Consider the following 14270-nt stretch of genomic DNA (forward strand, 5'->3'; position numbering starts at 1 on the left):
GGTCGGGTGCCCGCCCTGTGGCCGCTTCGCTGGGGTTCAGGCCGGGACGATGAGCCCGGCCGTGCTGCGGGCGCGCTCGAGGCGGGCCGCGACGTCCTGCCAGTTGACGACGTTCCACCACGCCTTGACGTAGTCGCCCTTGACGTTCTGGTACTGCAGGTAGAAGGCGTGCTCCCACATGTCCAGCTGCAGCACCGGGACCTGCCCGACCGGGACGTTGCCCTGCTGGTCGAACAGCTGCATGACGTTGAGCCGCTGGCCGAGGGTGTCCCACGCGAGGATCGACCAGCCGGAGCCCTGGATCGCGTTGGCGTTGGCGTTGAAGTGCGCCTGGAACTTCTCGAAGCCGCCGAAGAACTCGTCGATCGCGGCCTTGACCTCGCCCTCGGGCTGGCCGCCGCCGTCCGGGCTCATGTTGTTCCAGAAGACCGAGTGGTTGATGTGGCCGCCGAGGTGGAACGCGAGGTTCTTCTCCACGCCGTTGATCGCGGCGAAGTCGCCGGAGTCGCGCAGCTCGGCCAGCTTGGCGACGGCCGCGTTGGCGCCGTCGACGTAGCCCTTGTGGTGCTTGTCGTGGTGCAGCTGCATGATCTGGGCGCTGATGTGCGGCTCGAGGGCCGCGTAGTCGTAGGGGAGGTCGGGGAGTGTGTAGACCACGTGTCGTTCCTTTCGTGCAGACAAGTCGGTTCCTCCCACTCTATGTCGTGGCACGAGGAGCCTGTCAGGGTGGCCTTACCCAGCAGCCGTCAGGTCAACCGCCCCGCGACCGAGGCGAGCGCTGGGAGGCGGGTGGGCGGCATACCGGCTGCCGAGGGTATGCCGCTCGGTGCACGGTGAGCGTCACCTTCCCGCCCGCGCGGCGCCCGTCGAGCTCCCCGCAGCGGCGGGGCGGGCCCCGCCGGTGGCGTGCGACACCTACCCTGTGTGGAATGACCGATCCGCTGACGAGGATGCCCGACGGGACGATCAAGCAGGTCAACCCGTTCACCGGCACGAAGGTGTGGACGATACCCGGCCGGGGCGCGCGGCCGCTCGTCACGAGGCGCCGCGACCCGCAGCCGCTCGACCCCGCCGAGCACGACCGCCACTGCGCGTTCTGCTGGGGCCGGATGCTCGAGACGACCCCCGAGATCGCGCGGGTCGTGCCCACGGCCACGGGGTGGGAGCAGGTCCGTGGTCTGCCCGCCGACGACCTGGGCACGAGCCGGCCCGAGTTCCGGCTGATCCCGAACCTGTACGAGATCCTGTCCTACGACTACTGGCGCCGGGCGCACGGCTGGCGCGGGGCACCCGACACGTCGGCCCGGCTCACGTCATACGTCTCGACCCCCTTGGGGCGCGAGCACATCGGCGACATCGTGCGGACCAAGCTGCTCGCCCGCGGCGTCCCGGCGGACCGGGTCGCCGAGCGCTCCTACGAGGACCACCTGGCCGACGCGATCGAGTTCTTCGCGCCCAACCACGAGGTGATCGTGGCCCGCCGGCACTTCGTCGACGGCGCGACCGACGACTCCCAGCTGGCCGGGTCGGGCACGTTGAGCGTCGCGGAGCACCGTGAGTTCGTCGCCTTCACGATCAGCGCCCTGCGCGGGCTGTACGAGGACAACGAGTTCGCCCGCTACGTCTCGGCCTTCCAGAACTGGGGCGATCGCGCCGGCGCCTCCTTCGACCACCTGCACAAGCAGCTGGTGGCGATCGACGAGCTGGGCGTGCAGATCGAGCGGGAGGCGGCCCGCGCCGAGCAGGAGCCGGACCTCTACGAGCGCTGGGGCGCCACGTATGCCGCCGAGCAGGGCCTCGTCATCGCGAGCACCCCCGGCGCGGTGGCGTTCGCGGGCGTGGGGCACCAGTACCCGTCCATCGAGATCCACGCGGGCGACCCGTGGAGCCTGCCGTGGGAGCTCGACGAGGCGCAGGTGCACGACTTCGCCGACCTGCTGCACGCCTGCCACGCCGCGACGGGGGTGGAGGTCCCCTCGAACGAGGAGTGGCACCACCGGCCGCCATCGCTCGCCCTGCCGATGCCGCTGCGCGCGGTGATCAAGTGGCGCGTCTCGACGCTGGCCGGCTTCGAGGGGGGCACGAAGATCTACGTGACCACGCTCGACCCGTGGGCGCTGCGCGACCGGGTTGTGCGACGGCTGCGCGACCTGGTCGAGGCCGGTGCCGTGTCGGCGTCGGTGCAGGTGGCGGACTGACCTTCCGCTGGCGCGATCGGCGGGCCTGGCCCTGTCAGGGTGGCCCGGGCTACCGAGCGGCAGCGGCTCAGGACGAGCCTGCCGCGGCTCGACCCCATAGGCTCGACGGCGTGACGGATCGGTTGCGAGCAGCGGTCGTGCTCGGCTCGGGCGGCGCCCGCGGGTACGCGCACGTCGGGGGCCTGCAGGTGCTCGACGAGCGCGGTTTCGAGGTCGTGGCGATCGCGGGCACCTCGATGGGGGCCCTCGTCGGGGGCATCGCGGCGGCCGGCAAGCTCGCGCCATACACCGACTGGGCGCTCGGGCTGACCCAGCGCGAGGTCTTCCGGCTGCTCGACCTGAGCATCTCGGCGCCGGGCGGGGCGTTCCGGGCCGAGCGGATCATCGCCAGGGTGGGCGACCTGCTGGAGGGCGCCGCGATCGAGGACCTGCCGATCCGCTACACCGCCGTGGCGACCGACCTGCTGGCCCGGCGGGAGGTGTGGTTCCAGCGGGGTCCGGTGGTCCACGCGATCCGCGCCTCGATCGCGATCCCCGGTGTCATCACCCCGGTCGTGATCAACGGGCGCACCCTCGTCGACGGCGGCCTGATCAACCCGGTGCCCATCGAGCCGACCGCCGCGGTGAGCGCCGACGTGACGATCGCGATCGACCTGTCGGGGGCCCGCACCCACACCGGCCAGGGCGCCCCGGTCAGGGAGACGTCCGAGGAGCGGCCCTTCGAGGAGTGGACCTCCCGGATCCGGCGCGGCACCGCCGAGGTCCTCGAGTCCGAGCGCATCCGCGCGCTGGCCGGCCGATTCACCGCCGGTCACCGGCGTGAGGCGGGGACGGACGGGCCGCACCGGGCCGGTCACCCACCGGCCGGCCACGCAGGGACCGGTCACCCGGGCCTCGCCCCGGCACCGGCCGCCGAATCGGGGGTGGCGCTGCCCGACATCGCGCTCGCCGGCCACCATGCGGACCCGGGCTCGTCACCGTCCCACGCGCCCGACGACTGGGTCGTGGGCCGCGGTGAGATCCGCACCATAGACCTGCTCGCGATGAGCTTCGAGACGATGAGCGCGCTCATCTCGCGCTACCGGATGGCGGGCAACCCGCCGGACGTGCTGGTCCGGGTGCCGTCCAATGCCGTCGGGACCCTCGACTTCCACCGGGCTGCGGAGATGATCGCGATGGGCCGCCGGCTGATGACCGAGGCGCTCGACCGCGCCGGCTACTGACCCTGCTCGCGTCGTGGTGGCCGGCCTCACGCCGTGGCGGCCAGCGCCTCGCGTACCCGCGGGGCGACCTCCTGCGCATAGAGCCGGATGCACTCGGACCGCAGCTCGTGCGGCAGCGGCCCCATCGAGTACTTCAGCTGGAACCGCGCGGCCCCGAGCAGCCGCGCCGACTCGACGATCTTGGCGGCGACGGTCTCGGACGACCCGCAGTAGACCGCCCCGTCCGGGCCGGTCTGGGCCAGGGCCTGCTCCGGGGTCATCGGCGCCCAGCCGCGCTCGCGGCCGATGACGTTCATGTAGCCGACGAAGTGGGGCAGGTACTCCTCCCGCGCCCGCTCGTCCGTCGCGGCGACGTAGCCCGGCGAGTGGATCGCGACGGGCAGCCCGGGCTTGCCCATCTCGGACAGCGCCCGGCGGTACAGCGCGACGAGCGGGACGAACTGGCGCGTCTCACCGCCGATGATGGCCACGACCACCGGCAGCTCGTAGTGCGCGGCCCGCACGACCGAGGCCGGCGTGCCGCCCACGCCCACCCACAAGGGCAGGCGGCCCGACTCGGTGCCGGGCTGGATCCGCTCCACGTCCAGCGGCGCCCGCGTGGTGCCCGACCAGGCGACCGGCCCCTCGGTGCGGATCGCGGCGAGCAGGTCGAGCTTCTCGGAGAACAGCGTCTCGTAGTCCTGCAGGTCGAACCCGAAGAGGGGGAACGACTCGACGAACGAGCCGCGCCCGACGGTGATCTCGGCCCGGCCGCCGGAGATCGCGTCCACCGTGGCGAACCGCTCGAAGACGCGGACCGGGTCGTCGGAGCTGAGCACGGTGACCGAGGAGCCGAGCCGGATCCGGTCGGTCGATGCGGCCAGGCCGGCCAGCACGGTGTCCGGGGCGGAGATCGCGTAGTCGGCCCGGTGGTGCTCGCCGAGCCCGATGAAGTCGAGACCGAGCCGGTCTGCCAGCTGCCCCTCCGCCATGACCTCGCGGATCACGATCGCCGGGTGCAACGGGGCCCCGTCCGGTCCCGGCGCGATGTCTCCGAACGTGTCCAGGCCCAGCTCCAGATCCATCCGCCCATCGTACGGATCGGCTCTGCCACGATGGGGCGATGCTCGTCTCCAGACCGGTCGCCGAGGGTATCCGGGCCGGGACCGTCACCCAGGCGTTCCGCCGCTGGGACGCCCCACGGGTCAAGGTCGGCGGCACGCAGCTCACCTCGGCCGGCGTCATCCGGTTCGACGCCTGCCGCGAGGTCCGCGACCCCGACCGGCTCACCGAACGCGATGCGAAGCGGGCCGGCCTGAAGGACCTGGCCGCCCTCCGCAGGGCACTCGGGCCCAGGACGCGCAAGCCGAGCGCCCGAGGCGGCCACGGCGGAGACCGGATCTACCGGGTGACGCTCTCCTGGGTCGGCGAGGACCCGCGGATCTCCTTGCGGGACAGCATTCCCGACGCCGACGAGCTGGCCGGGATCGACCGTCGGCTGGCGCGCCTGGACGCGCGCCGGACCGGCCCGTGGACCCGCGAGATCCTGACCTGGATCCGGGACAACCCACGGGTCGTGTCCAGGGAGCTGGCCGCGCTACGCGGTGTGGAGCTGCTGCCGATGAAGGCCGACATCCGCAGGCTCAAGGCGCTCGGCCTGACCATCAGCCACGAGGTCGGCTACGAGCTGTCCCCTCGCGGCGCCGCCTACCTGGCCTGGCTGGAGTCACCCGCCGCGTCTCCCCGAACGGACCGTTCGGGGCCGGACGGGCCGGCGCACCACCCGGTTCGCCGACCACGACCCGGCTCGAGATGAGGGCACGGGCGCGGACGCGCCCGGTGAGCGGCATACCCCGTGGTATGCCGCCCAGCCGCGACGTGCGGGCAGCTTCCCGCACGACGGGGCGGGGTCGAACGGACCGTTCGAGGAACGGGCCGCCGGTCAGGCCAGGTGCGCGGCGAAGAAGTCGAGGATGATCTCGGCGCGCTGGCGCCGGTGCACCGGGGAGCCGCTGCGCGACAGCTCGTGGTTCTCGCCGGGGAACCGGTAGAAGGTGACGTCCTTGCCGAGCAGCCGCATCGCGACGAACAGCTCCTCGGCCTGGCTGACCGGGCAGCGGTAGTCCTCCTCGCTGTGCACGATCAGGACCGGCACCTCGATCTCGCGGACGAACCGGATCGGCGACACCGCGGCGTAGGCGTCCGGGTCGTCGACGTGGCTGACGCCCATCTCGGTCTTGAAGGAGGTCGACACGTCGCTGGTGAACTCCTCGGTGAGGAAGTTGTTGACCGCCCGCTCGCTGCAGATGGCCCGGAACCGGGTGCCGGTCGTGCCGGCCAGGTGCGTGGCCAGGTAGCCGCCGTAGCTGCCGCCCTGCATGCCGACGCGGTCCGGGTCGCAGAACGGGTATCGCTCGAGGGCCGCGTCGACGACCGCGAGCACGTCGTCGGCATCGACGGTGCCCCACCCGGTGCCCGGGGTGAGCGGGTGCTTCGGTCCCGCGACCGCCTGGCTCCACCGGTCCTCGCGGCCGGAGCCGCCGCGCGGGTTGCACATGAGCACCACGAAGCCGGCGGCCGCCTGGTACTGCGCCTCGTCGAAGAGCGTCTCGCCGTACTGGGTGAACGGGCCGCCGTGGACGTTGAGGATGACCGGGTGGCGCTGCGACTCGTCGAGGCCGGCGGGTCGCACGATCCACGCGTCGATCTCGCCGGAGCCGTCGGAGCACGGGACGGCGAACCGCTCCCAGCCGACCGGCCGGGCCGACACCGCGTACCGGTCGCCGAAGCGGGTGAGCGCGCGCAGCGTGCCCGAGGGCTCGACGACGTGCAGGTCCGCCGGTCGGTCCACGGTGCTCACGCAGGCCACGACCGTGCCGCCCCGGGCGTCGAAGGAGGCTACGGTCACGGCGCCGGCGGTGAGCCGCTGCGGGTCGCTGCCGTCGGCGGCCACGCGGTAGAGGTGCGTCTGGCCCCGGTCCTCGGCGGTCGCCAGGAGGCTGTCGCCGTCGAGCCAGTGCGGCTCCTGCGTGCCGGCCGTCGTGGTGAAGGTCCGGTCCAGGCCGCGGGAGACCCACCGGTGCGCGCCGCCGCCGAGCGGCACCAGCCCGACGTGCTGGTTGCCGACCCGCATCGGGTCGTCCTGGCCGAGGAACGCCACGACGGTCCCGTCGGGCGAGACCCGCGGGTGCGCGTAGTTGCCGGTCCGGTGGGTCAGCTCGCGGATGTCGCCGTCGAGGCCGACCGCGAACAGGTCCGTCGCGAGGTCGAGGTCCCATCCCTCGTGCCGGGCCCCCGAGGTCACCAGCCCGGTGGAGTCGGGCAGCCAGGCCAGGCCCTCGTACTCGTGCCGGTCCGGGGTGAGGTCGCGCGCCCGGGCCGTCCCGTCGGCGGGCACGACGTGCACGTGGGTCGGGCGGTCGAAGGTCCAGTCCTCGTCGTTGAGCCGCGTGAAGAACGTCTCGATCCGCCGCGGCGGCTGCCACGAGACGTCCTCGGCCGCGTAGCGCTCGTCCCGGACCCGGGACAGGAAGGCGATCCACCGCCCGTCGGGGCTCCAGCGCACCTGGGTGACGGCCTCCGGCAGGGTCGCGACGGTCCGGGTCTCGCCGCCGGCCAGGGGCAGCACGTGCAACGTCGCCGCACCCTGCTTCTCCCCGCGCCGGGAGACGAACGCGAGCTCCCGACCGTCGGGGCTCCACTCCGGTGCCGTGTCGTGCTCGCCCCCGGAGACCGGGTGCGGGCGGCTGCTGCCGTCGACCGGCGCCAGCCAGACCCGGCTGAGGCGGGCGTTGCGCTCGTAGGAGATCCACCGGACCACGAAGGCCACCTGCGTGCCGTCCGGCGACAGGGCCGGGCTGGTCGCCTCGACGATCGAGCCGATGATGCGTTCGGCGATGGTTGCGTGCCCGCTGGGCGGCGGCGATGTCGTCATCCGTCCGACGCTAACCGAACGGGGCCCGCGATGTGACACCGTGGGTTCGTGCAGCCGCAGGACGACACCCACGAGCCGCTTCGGGAGCCGGCCAACCTCGTCTCCCGCCGGGCGGTGTCGATGTGGACGGTCGAGGCGCTCGTCGTGCTGGCCGTGCTGCTGGCGGGGCAGGTCGTCTGGTGGTGGTTCGACCGGGACGACCCGGTCTGGCACTGGGTCGTCGCGGCGCTGTGGCTCGTGCTCGGCGGCGGCTACGCCCTCGTCATGCCGCGGTGGCGCTACCGGGTGCACCGGTGGGAGGCGACCCCCGAGGCCATCTACACGCAGCGGGGCTGGCTCAACCAGGAGCGCCGGATCGCACCGGTCAGCCGGGTGCAGACCGTCGACCTGCACCGCGGGCCGATCGCCCAGGCGTTCGGGCTCGCCTCGGTGACCGTGACCACGGCCTCGGCCGCCGGACCGTTGCGGATCGAGGGGCTGGACGTGCAGGAGGCACGGTGGCTGGTCGAGGTGCTGACGGCCGCCGCCGTGGCCGAGACGGGTGACGCGACATGACCGGGACCCCGTCGGCGCCGAGCGGGGTCGCCGGGGCCTGCGACTGGCGCCGCCTCGACCGGCGGATGCTGCTGATCCACCCCTTCCAGACCCTGATCCGCGCCCTACCCGCGCTCCTGGCGATCTTCCTGGCCCGCGCGGGCTCGAGCGACTCGGAACGCTGGGAGCTGGTCGCGCTGCCCCTGGTGATCGCCTACGGCGTCGCGCGCTGGTACACCACGCGCTACCGGATCGACGCGGAGCAGATCCAGCTCCAGCACGGGGTCATCTCGAAGCAGACCACGACGGCGCGGCTGGACAAGGTGCGCACCGTGGACCTGACCGCCCAGGTCTGGCACCGGGTCCTCGGCCTGGCCAAGGTCGAGATCTCCACGGCCGGCACCAAGGACCGGCTGGTGCTCGACGCGCTGAGCCTCCCCGCCGGGCGGGCGCTGCGCGCCGAGCTGCTCCACCGGGTCGCCGCGGACGCCGCCGCACCCGACGCGGTGCCGGCCACCGAGGTGCAGCAGCGCCCGGTCGACCCGTCCTGGGCGGCTCCCTCCGGCCCGGCCGTGCGCGCGGCCCCGGCCCCGCCGCCGGGGGTCTCGGCCGACGAGGAGCTGCTCCGGCTCGACCTTTCCTGGGTGCGGTTCGCGCCCTTCACGATGAGCGGGTTCCTCGCCGCCGCAGCGTTGCTCGGCATCGGGACGCAGTTCGCCAACCAGTTCTCGCAGGACGGGCGGATCTACGAGTCGGCCTACTCCTGGGCGGTGGCCCGCGGGCTCGTGACGGGCGCGATCCTGCTGCTCGCGGCCATCACCGTCCTGGCGATCGGCGGCTACGTCCTGACGTTCTGGGGCTTCCGCCTGACCCGCAACCCGCTCGGCAGCCTGCACGCCCGCCGGGGCCTGCTGACCACCCGCGAGACCAGCATCGACGCGAACCGGCTGCGCGGCGTGCAGATCGGCGAGCCGGCCGGGCTGCGTGCCATCGGCGGGGCCCGGCTCAAGGCGGTCACGACGGGCCTCGGGCACGACTCGCGGGCCAGCTCGGACGTCCTCGCGCCACCGGCACCGGCCGGCGTGGTGCGCAGGCTCGCGCTCGACATCGTCGCGGACGAGGCGGCGGTGACCGGCGACCTGCTCCCCCACGGCGCCGCCGCGCACCGGCGGCGCTACGTGCGCGCGCTCGTGCCGGCGGTCCTGCTGGCGGCAGCGCTCGTTGCTCTCACGCTCGTGTTCGGTTGGTGGACGGGGTGGTTCGTCGTGGCTGCCCTGTTCCTGCCGGTGGGCTGGGCGCTCGCCCGGAGCCGGTATGCCGCTCTCGGCCATCGCGTGACCGATCGTCACGTCGTGGTGCGCTCGGGCGCCCTCGACCGGGACCGGGTGGTGCTGGCGCGCGAGGGCATCGTCGGGTGGACCGTCCGCGAGAGCTTCTTCCAGCGCCGGGCCGGGGTGGCCACGCTCGTCATCACGACCGGAGCCGGCCACCAGCACTACGAGGCGTTGGACGTGACCCCGGCGACGGCATACGGCCTGATCGCCGCGGTGGACCCCGGGCTGCTGGCGCAGTTCCCTGACAGCTAGCTGCGTCGGCCTGGCGTGGTCCATCCGGTCCGGCGGACGACCGTTGGTCGCCGACACCGGTCTGCACCGACCCCGCTGAGCACGGGCAGGTCACGGCTCGCGGACCAACGGTCGTCGGTGGGTCCGGCGCGGCCCACCCGATCCGGCGGACGACCGTTGGTCGCCGATACCCGTCAGCACCGACCGTCGCTGAGCACGAGCAGGTCACGGCTCGCGGACCAACGGTCGTCGGTGGGTCCGGCGCGGCCCACCCGATCCGGCGGACGACCGTTGGTCGCCGATACCGGTCTGCACCGACCCCGCTGAGCACGAGCAGGTCACGGCTCGCGAACCAACGGTCGTCGGTGGGTCCGGCGCGGCAATCAGCGCTGGCTGGTCGCCCGGCTGTGCAGGCGCGCGAGCTCGACGTAGATCTCGGCGTTGTGGCGCAGCTTCGCGACCTGGTCGTCGGTCAGCTCACGCCGCACCTTGCCGGGCACCCCGGCCACGAGGGACCGTGGCGGGATGCGCGCGCCCTCCGGGACGACCGCCCCGGCGGCGACGAGGCTGCCGGCGCCGACCACGGCGCCGTTGAGCACGACCGAGCCCATCCCGATGAGACAGTCGTCCTCGACCGTGCAGCCGTGCAGGACCGCCCGGTGCCCGACGGACACGCCGGCCCCGATCCGGGCCGGCTTGCCCGCGTCGGTGTGCACGACGACACCGTCCTGCAGGTTGCTGCGTTCGCCCAGGGTGATCGGCTCGAACTCGGCCCGCAGCACCGCCGTGTACCAGACGCTCGAGCCGGCCTGCAGCTCGACGTCGCCGACGAGGTGCGCCGTGGGGGCCACGAAGGCCGACGCGTCGACGTGCGGGATCCGGTCACCGAGCGGGATGATCATGGGCCCACCCTGCCACGCCGGTGGTCGCGCCGACACGGGGCGAGCCCGCCGGACGCGGTCCCGACGCCGATGACGTGCCGGGTATGCCGCTCAGCCCGGCTGCGGGCGGGACACGCTGCGCGCGGGGCCGGTCCGGGCGACCGAGCGGCGCAGCTCGAGCCCGTCCTTGACGACCCCGGCGGCGAGTGCGGCCCCGACGCCCTCACCTGCCCGGATGCGCAGGTCGAGCAGTGGCTCGAGGCCGAGCTCGGTCAGGACGAGGGTGTGGCCCCGCTCCCGGGACCGCTGGCCGGCGACCAGGTGCGCGGCGACGGCGGGCTCGAGCCGGACCGCGGCAAGCGCGCACACCGAGGTGGCCAGGCCGTCGAGCAGGACGACCCCGCCGGCCTCCGCGGCCCCGAGGACGACACCGGTGAGCACCGCGAACTCGCCGCCGCCGAGACTTCGCAGCAGCTCGTGGGCGTCTGGGCCGGCTCCGGTCCGCGACACGCCGGTTCCGGTCTGGGACAGGCCGGTTCCGGGTTGGGACAGGCCGGCTCCGGCCTGCGACGCGCCGGTTCCGGGTTGGGACAGACTGGTTCCGGGTTGGGACAGACCTGCCCCGGTCTGCGACACGCTCGACCCCGGCCGCGACACGCTCGCCCCCGAAGGCGTGCCCGACCCGGAGGGGCCCAGCACGCGAGCCAGGGCCCGCTCGACCACGTCGACCTTGCGCGCGAGCATCGCCGAGTCCGCCGAGGAGCCGCGCCCGACGACCACCGCCGCGGACACCCCCAGCAGGGCGGCCGCGAGCGCCGCCGCCACCGTGGTGTTGCCGATCCCGATCTCGCCGAGCGCCACCAGGCCGGTCCCCGCCGCGGCCCGACCGCGCTCACGCCCGAGGGCGAGCAGGGCGGCATACTCCTCGGCAGCGAGCGCGTCGGCGGTGACCAGGTCGCCGCGGCCGGGCCTGGCCGCGACCCCGGCGTCGACCAGCTCGAGCGTCAGCCCCGCCGCCCGCGCGGCGACGGCCCCCATCGAGCTGCCTTCCCGGGTGGCCCGGACGAGGTCGGCGGTGACCGCCGGGTCGAACGCGGAGACGCCGTAGCGCGTCACCGGGTGGTCCGCCGCCGCGACGACGAGCGTGCCCGGCCCGGCCGGTACCGCCAGGGCTCCGATCCGGTCGAGCACGGTGTCGAGGACTCCCAGCGAGCCGGGCACCGTCAGCAGGTCGTCGGCCCGGTCGCGTGCCCCGACGACATGGGCCTGGTCGGGCCCGCGCAGGTGCGAGACCGGTGGGGCCGTCTCGGTCCACCGCTCCCGCATGACGACCTGCTCGAGCGGCAGCCGCCGCGACCAGCCGGCGCGCTCCAGCCCGGGCGACGGCGGGCGCTCGTCGGGCCAGCCGAGGCACAGCCAGCCGAGGGTCTCGACCCCGTCGGGCAGGCCGAGCAGGTCGGCGAGCTCGGCCGGTTCGAACAGCGTCACCCAGCCCATCCCGAGGCCGTGCGCCCGAGCGGTGAGCCACATGTTCTCGATCGCCGCCGCGCACGACCACAGGTCGGTGTCGGGGAAGGTCGCCCGGCCCAGCACCCCCGCGGCCGGGGTGCGGCGGTCGCACGCGACGACCACACCCAGCGGGGCCTCGCGGATCCCCTCGAGTCGCAGGTCGAGCAGGCCACGGGCCGACTCCTCGGCCATCCCGGCCGCCTGTCGCAGCCGCGCCCGGTCGGCCATGACCGCGGCCGCGTCGCGGGTCGCCTGCTCGGACACCACGACGAACCGCCAGGGCTGGGAGTGCCCGACGGACGGCCCGCGGTGACCTGCCGTCAGGACCGCCTCCAGCACCTGGTCCGGGACGGGGTCGGGCCGGAACCGGCGGATGTCGCGGCGCGCCGCCACGACCCGCTCGAGCGGCTCGAGCTGCTCGGGCATCGCCCACGCACCGGGGGCGTCGGCTCGTTCGGCGGCTGAGGTGGCGTCCCCGATCGTGGGGACCGGTCGGCGGAAGGTCACGCCGCGAGCGTAACGAGGGTGGGCGGCATACCCCTGTCGTGGGTCACCCGCGGCGCACGACGGGAGCCTCCACGGTCCCGTCGAGCCCGGTCAGCACGACCTCGAGCAGACGCGCGAGCTCGACCCGCTCGGCCTCGTCGAGGTCCCGCAGGGTGTCGCTCTCGACGACGTTCGACTCGCGGGTCGACTGGCTGAACAGCTCCCATCCGTCAGGGGTGAGCGAGACGAGGGTGCGGGTGCGGTTCGTCGGGTCGGGGCGGCGCGCGACGAGCCCGCGCGCCGCCATCTTGTCCAGGCGGTGGGTCATCGAGGACGGCGCGACGCTCGACGCGTCCGCGAGCTGCGAGGGGGTGAGGCACTCGTCGCGGGCGGTCGCCAGACCGGTGAGCACGGCCCACTCCCCCTGGGTGAGGTCGAGGTCTGCCAGCTGCCGGGCGTACCACTGGTCGAGCCGTTTGGTGACGGCGTAGAGGGCGGTGATGACGCGTTGCACGGTCTCCTCGCCGCCCGCCGCGACGTACAACGCGACGGCCTGGTGGTGCCCCTCCGCCAGGCTCCTCGGCTTCGCTGCCATGCGGGGATTCTCGCACGCGGCCCGGGTAGCCCGTGTTATTCTTTCGTCGTCGAACTTCGATATCGAAGTCTTCGACCTCGAAGCCTCCGCTCACCGTCGACTCCCAGAAAGGGTGTGAACTCGTCATGCGCGCAAAGCTGCTCATCCTGGCCTCGTCCATCGGAATGATGGGCTGGGGTGCCGTCCTGCCCTACCAGTACGCGTATGCCGCCGACACCCGCGGCTGGGGGGCGCTGACCGCCGCGGCGGCCGCCTCGCTGTTCTCGGTCGGCGCGCTCGTGGCCGCGCCGGTCGCCGGACGGCTCGCCGACCGGTTCGACCCCGTCCTCGTCGCGGTGCTGGCCCAGCTGCTCGGCGCGGCCGGCGTCGCGGGCCTGACCCTGTCCGACTCGCCGGCCAGCTTCCTGGCCGGGATGTTCGTCTTCGGCCTGGGCCTGACCGCCTCGGTCCCGGCCAAGCAGGTCCTCGTCCTCGCCTGGGTCGGCGTCGCGGACCGTCGCCGGACCTTCGCCTACAAGTTCACCGGCGAGGCGATCGGCATGGCGCTGGGCGCGTATGCCGCCGGGCGCCTGGTCGATCTCGGCCAGCCGAACGGCCTCGACATCGGGTTCCTCCTGGCCGCAGCGGGATTCGTCGTCTCCTCGGCGATGATCTGGGGGGCGGGGGCCGGCGCCGCCAACCACTCGGACAGCGGGCTCGGGAGCCGCTCGTCCGCCGGGTCGTCGCCCCGCGAGTCGGTGCGGGCGATCTTCGCCCGGCCCGCCCTGCGCTGGGTAGCGGTCATCACCGTGGCCCTCGCGCTGGCGTTCTACGCGCAGTTCGAGGCGGGCCTGCCGGCCTACGCCCTGACCGTGCTGAAGGTCGAAGCCGCGACGATCGGCAACGCCGCGGCGGTCAACTCGCTGGTCATCGTCGCCCTGCAGGTCGTCGTCGTCCGCCTCACCGCCCACCGCAGCGCCCCGACCCTGCTGATGGCCGTGGGCGGCATCTGGACGCTGGCCTGGGTCGTCCTGTCGGTCGCCCAGTTCCGTCCCGGGATCGCCTCGGCCCTGTTCGTCATGACGTTCGGGATCTTCGCGGTCGGCGAGACGATGTTCGCCCCCATCCTGAGCCCGCTCACCGCCGCGCTCGCGCCGCGCGGCATGGTCGGGCAGACGCTGGGCCTGTTCGCCGCGCTGCAGACGGTGTTCTTCGCGGTCGGCCCGATGGTCGCCGGCGCCCTGCTCGGGGCCGGGCTCGCGAACGGGTTCCTGGTGCTGCACATCGCCATCAGCCTGCTCGCGGTCTACGCCGCCTGGCGGCTGCGGGCCGCGCTGCGGCGCGAGCGCAGCCGGGCCGCCCACCCGAGCAGCCCCAGGGCGGAGCC

Annotated in this window: 12 protein-coding genes; 6 read left to right on the forward strand and 6 right to left on the reverse strand. The window is 73.9% G+C overall.

The window, feature by feature from the left end; all coding sequences use genetic code 11:
• Positions 1–36: 36 nt before the first annotated feature.
• Positions 37–657 carry a superoxide dismutase gene (locus WMI84_RS12110; protein WP_347353479.1) on the reverse strand — a complete coding sequence of 207 codons (621 nt, stop codon included), beginning with the start codon at positions 655–657 and terminating at the stop codon, positions 37–39.
• A 272-nt stretch (positions 658–929) separates the two neighbouring features.
• Here WMI84_RS12110 and WMI84_RS12115 point away from each other — a divergent pair, with 272 nt between their 5' ends.
• A complete protein-coding gene (locus WMI84_RS12115) occupies positions 930–2198 on the forward strand; it encodes a DUF4921 family protein (protein WP_347353481.1) in 1269 nt (422 codons plus the stop codon).
• Positions 2199–2308: 110 nt separating this feature from the next.
• Positions 2309–3421 carry a patatin-like phospholipase family protein gene (locus tag WMI84_RS12120; RefSeq protein WP_347353483.1) on the forward strand — a complete coding sequence of 371 codons (1113 nt, stop codon included), beginning with the start codon at positions 2309–2311 and terminating at the stop codon, positions 3419–3421.
• A gap of 26 nt (positions 3422–3447) precedes the next feature.
• Here the strand turns inward: WMI84_RS12120 and WMI84_RS12125 are convergent, their stop codons facing one another.
• Entirely contained in the window at positions 3448–4485 is a 1038-nt protein-coding gene (locus WMI84_RS12125) for an Atu2307/SP_0267 family LLM class monooxygenase (RefSeq protein ID WP_347353484.1), read from the reverse strand.
• Positions 4486–4523: 38 nt separating this feature from the next.
• Between WMI84_RS12125 and WMI84_RS12130 the strand changes: the two genes are divergently transcribed.
• Positions 4524–5216 (forward strand): ASCH domain-containing protein, encoded by a 693-nt coding sequence (locus tag WMI84_RS12130; RefSeq protein WP_347353486.1) that lies wholly within the window; start codon positions 4524–4526, stop codon positions 5214–5216.
• 126 nt (positions 5217–5342) lie between these two features.
• On the opposite strand, the gene WMI84_RS12135 is transcribed toward WMI84_RS12130, so the two are convergent.
• The gene (locus WMI84_RS12135) at positions 5343–7334 is read right to left on the reverse strand and encodes a S9 family peptidase (RefSeq protein ID WP_347353488.1); all 1992 of its coding nucleotides are present in this window, start codon (positions 7332–7334) and stop codon (positions 5343–5345) included.
• A 48-nt stretch (positions 7335–7382) separates the two neighbouring features.
• On the opposite strand from WMI84_RS12135, the gene WMI84_RS12140 reads away from it, so the two are divergent.
• Together WMI84_RS12140 and WMI84_RS12145 are read left to right on the forward strand one after the other, a co-directional pair.
• Positions 7383–7889: a PH domain-containing protein gene (locus WMI84_RS12140; protein WP_347353490.1), complete on the forward strand. Its 507-nt coding sequence runs from the start codon at positions 7383–7385 to the stop codon at positions 7887–7889.
• Positions 7886–9454, forward strand: a complete 1569-nt coding sequence (locus tag WMI84_RS12145) for a PH domain-containing protein (RefSeq protein WP_347353492.1) — start codon at positions 7886–7888, stop codon at positions 9452–9454. Before WMI84_RS12140 ends, WMI84_RS12145 begins: the two co-directional genes overlap by 4 nt.
• A 362-nt stretch (positions 9455–9816) precedes the next feature.
• Here the strand turns inward: WMI84_RS12145 and WMI84_RS12150 are convergent, their stop codons facing one another.
• The 3 genes from WMI84_RS12150 to WMI84_RS12160 all read right to left on the reverse strand — a co-directional run bounded on the left by WMI84_RS12150 (position 9817) and on the right by WMI84_RS12160 (position 12904).
• Entirely contained in the window at positions 9817–10335 is a 519-nt protein-coding gene (locus WMI84_RS12150; RefSeq protein WP_347353494.1) for a gamma carbonic anhydrase family protein, read from the reverse strand.
• 90 nt (positions 10336–10425) lie between these two features.
• Positions 10426–12330, reverse strand: coding sequence for a 5,6-dimethylbenzimidazole synthase (gene bluB / locus WMI84_RS12155; protein ID WP_347353496.1), 1905 nt, complete (start codon positions 12328–12330; stop codon positions 10426–10428).
• A gap of 43 nt (positions 12331–12373) precedes the next feature.
• A complete protein-coding gene (locus WMI84_RS12160; RefSeq protein WP_347353498.1) occupies positions 12374–12904 on the reverse strand; it encodes a MarR family transcriptional regulator in 531 nt (176 codons plus the stop codon).
• Positions 12905–13029: 125 nt separating this feature from the next.
• Between WMI84_RS12160 and WMI84_RS12165 the strand changes: the two genes are divergently transcribed.
• Positions 13030–14270 (forward strand): MFS transporter (locus WMI84_RS12165; RefSeq protein ID WP_347353500.1); only part of this gene is annotated, 1241 nt, incomplete at its 3' end.

Source organism: Intrasporangium sp. (genome assembly GCF_039812505.1).
Taxonomy (GTDB): Bacteria; Actinomycetota; Actinomycetes; order Actinomycetales; family Dermatophilaceae; genus Intrasporangium_A.

Coding starts and splice junctions, on each gene's coding strand:
- WMI84_RS12115 (WP_347353481.1), top strand. CDS start 930: ATGACCGATCCGCTGACGAGGATGCCCGACGGGACGATCAAGCAGGTC.
- WMI84_RS12130 (WP_347353486.1), top strand. CDS start 4,524: ATGCTCGTCTCCAGACCGGTCGCCGAGGGTATCCGGGCCGGGACCGTC.
- WMI84_RS12135 (WP_347353488.1), bottom strand. CDS start 7,334: ATGACGACATCGCCGCCGCCCAGCGGGCACGCAACCATCGCCGAACGC.
- WMI84_RS12150 (WP_347353494.1), bottom strand. CDS start 10,335: ATGATCATCCCGCTCGGTGACCGGATCCCGCACGTCGACGCGTCGGCC.
- WMI84_RS12160 (WP_347353498.1), bottom strand. CDS start 12,904: ATGGCAGCGAAGCCGAGGAGCCTGGCGGAGGGGCACCACCAGGCCGTC.
- WMI84_RS12145 (WP_347353492.1), top strand. CDS start 7,886: ATGACCGGGACCCCGTCGGCGCCGAGCGGGGTCGCCGGGGCCTGCGAC.
- WMI84_RS12125 (WP_347353484.1), bottom strand. CDS start 4,485: ATGGATCTGGAGCTGGGCCTGGACACGTTCGGAGACATCGCGCCGGGA.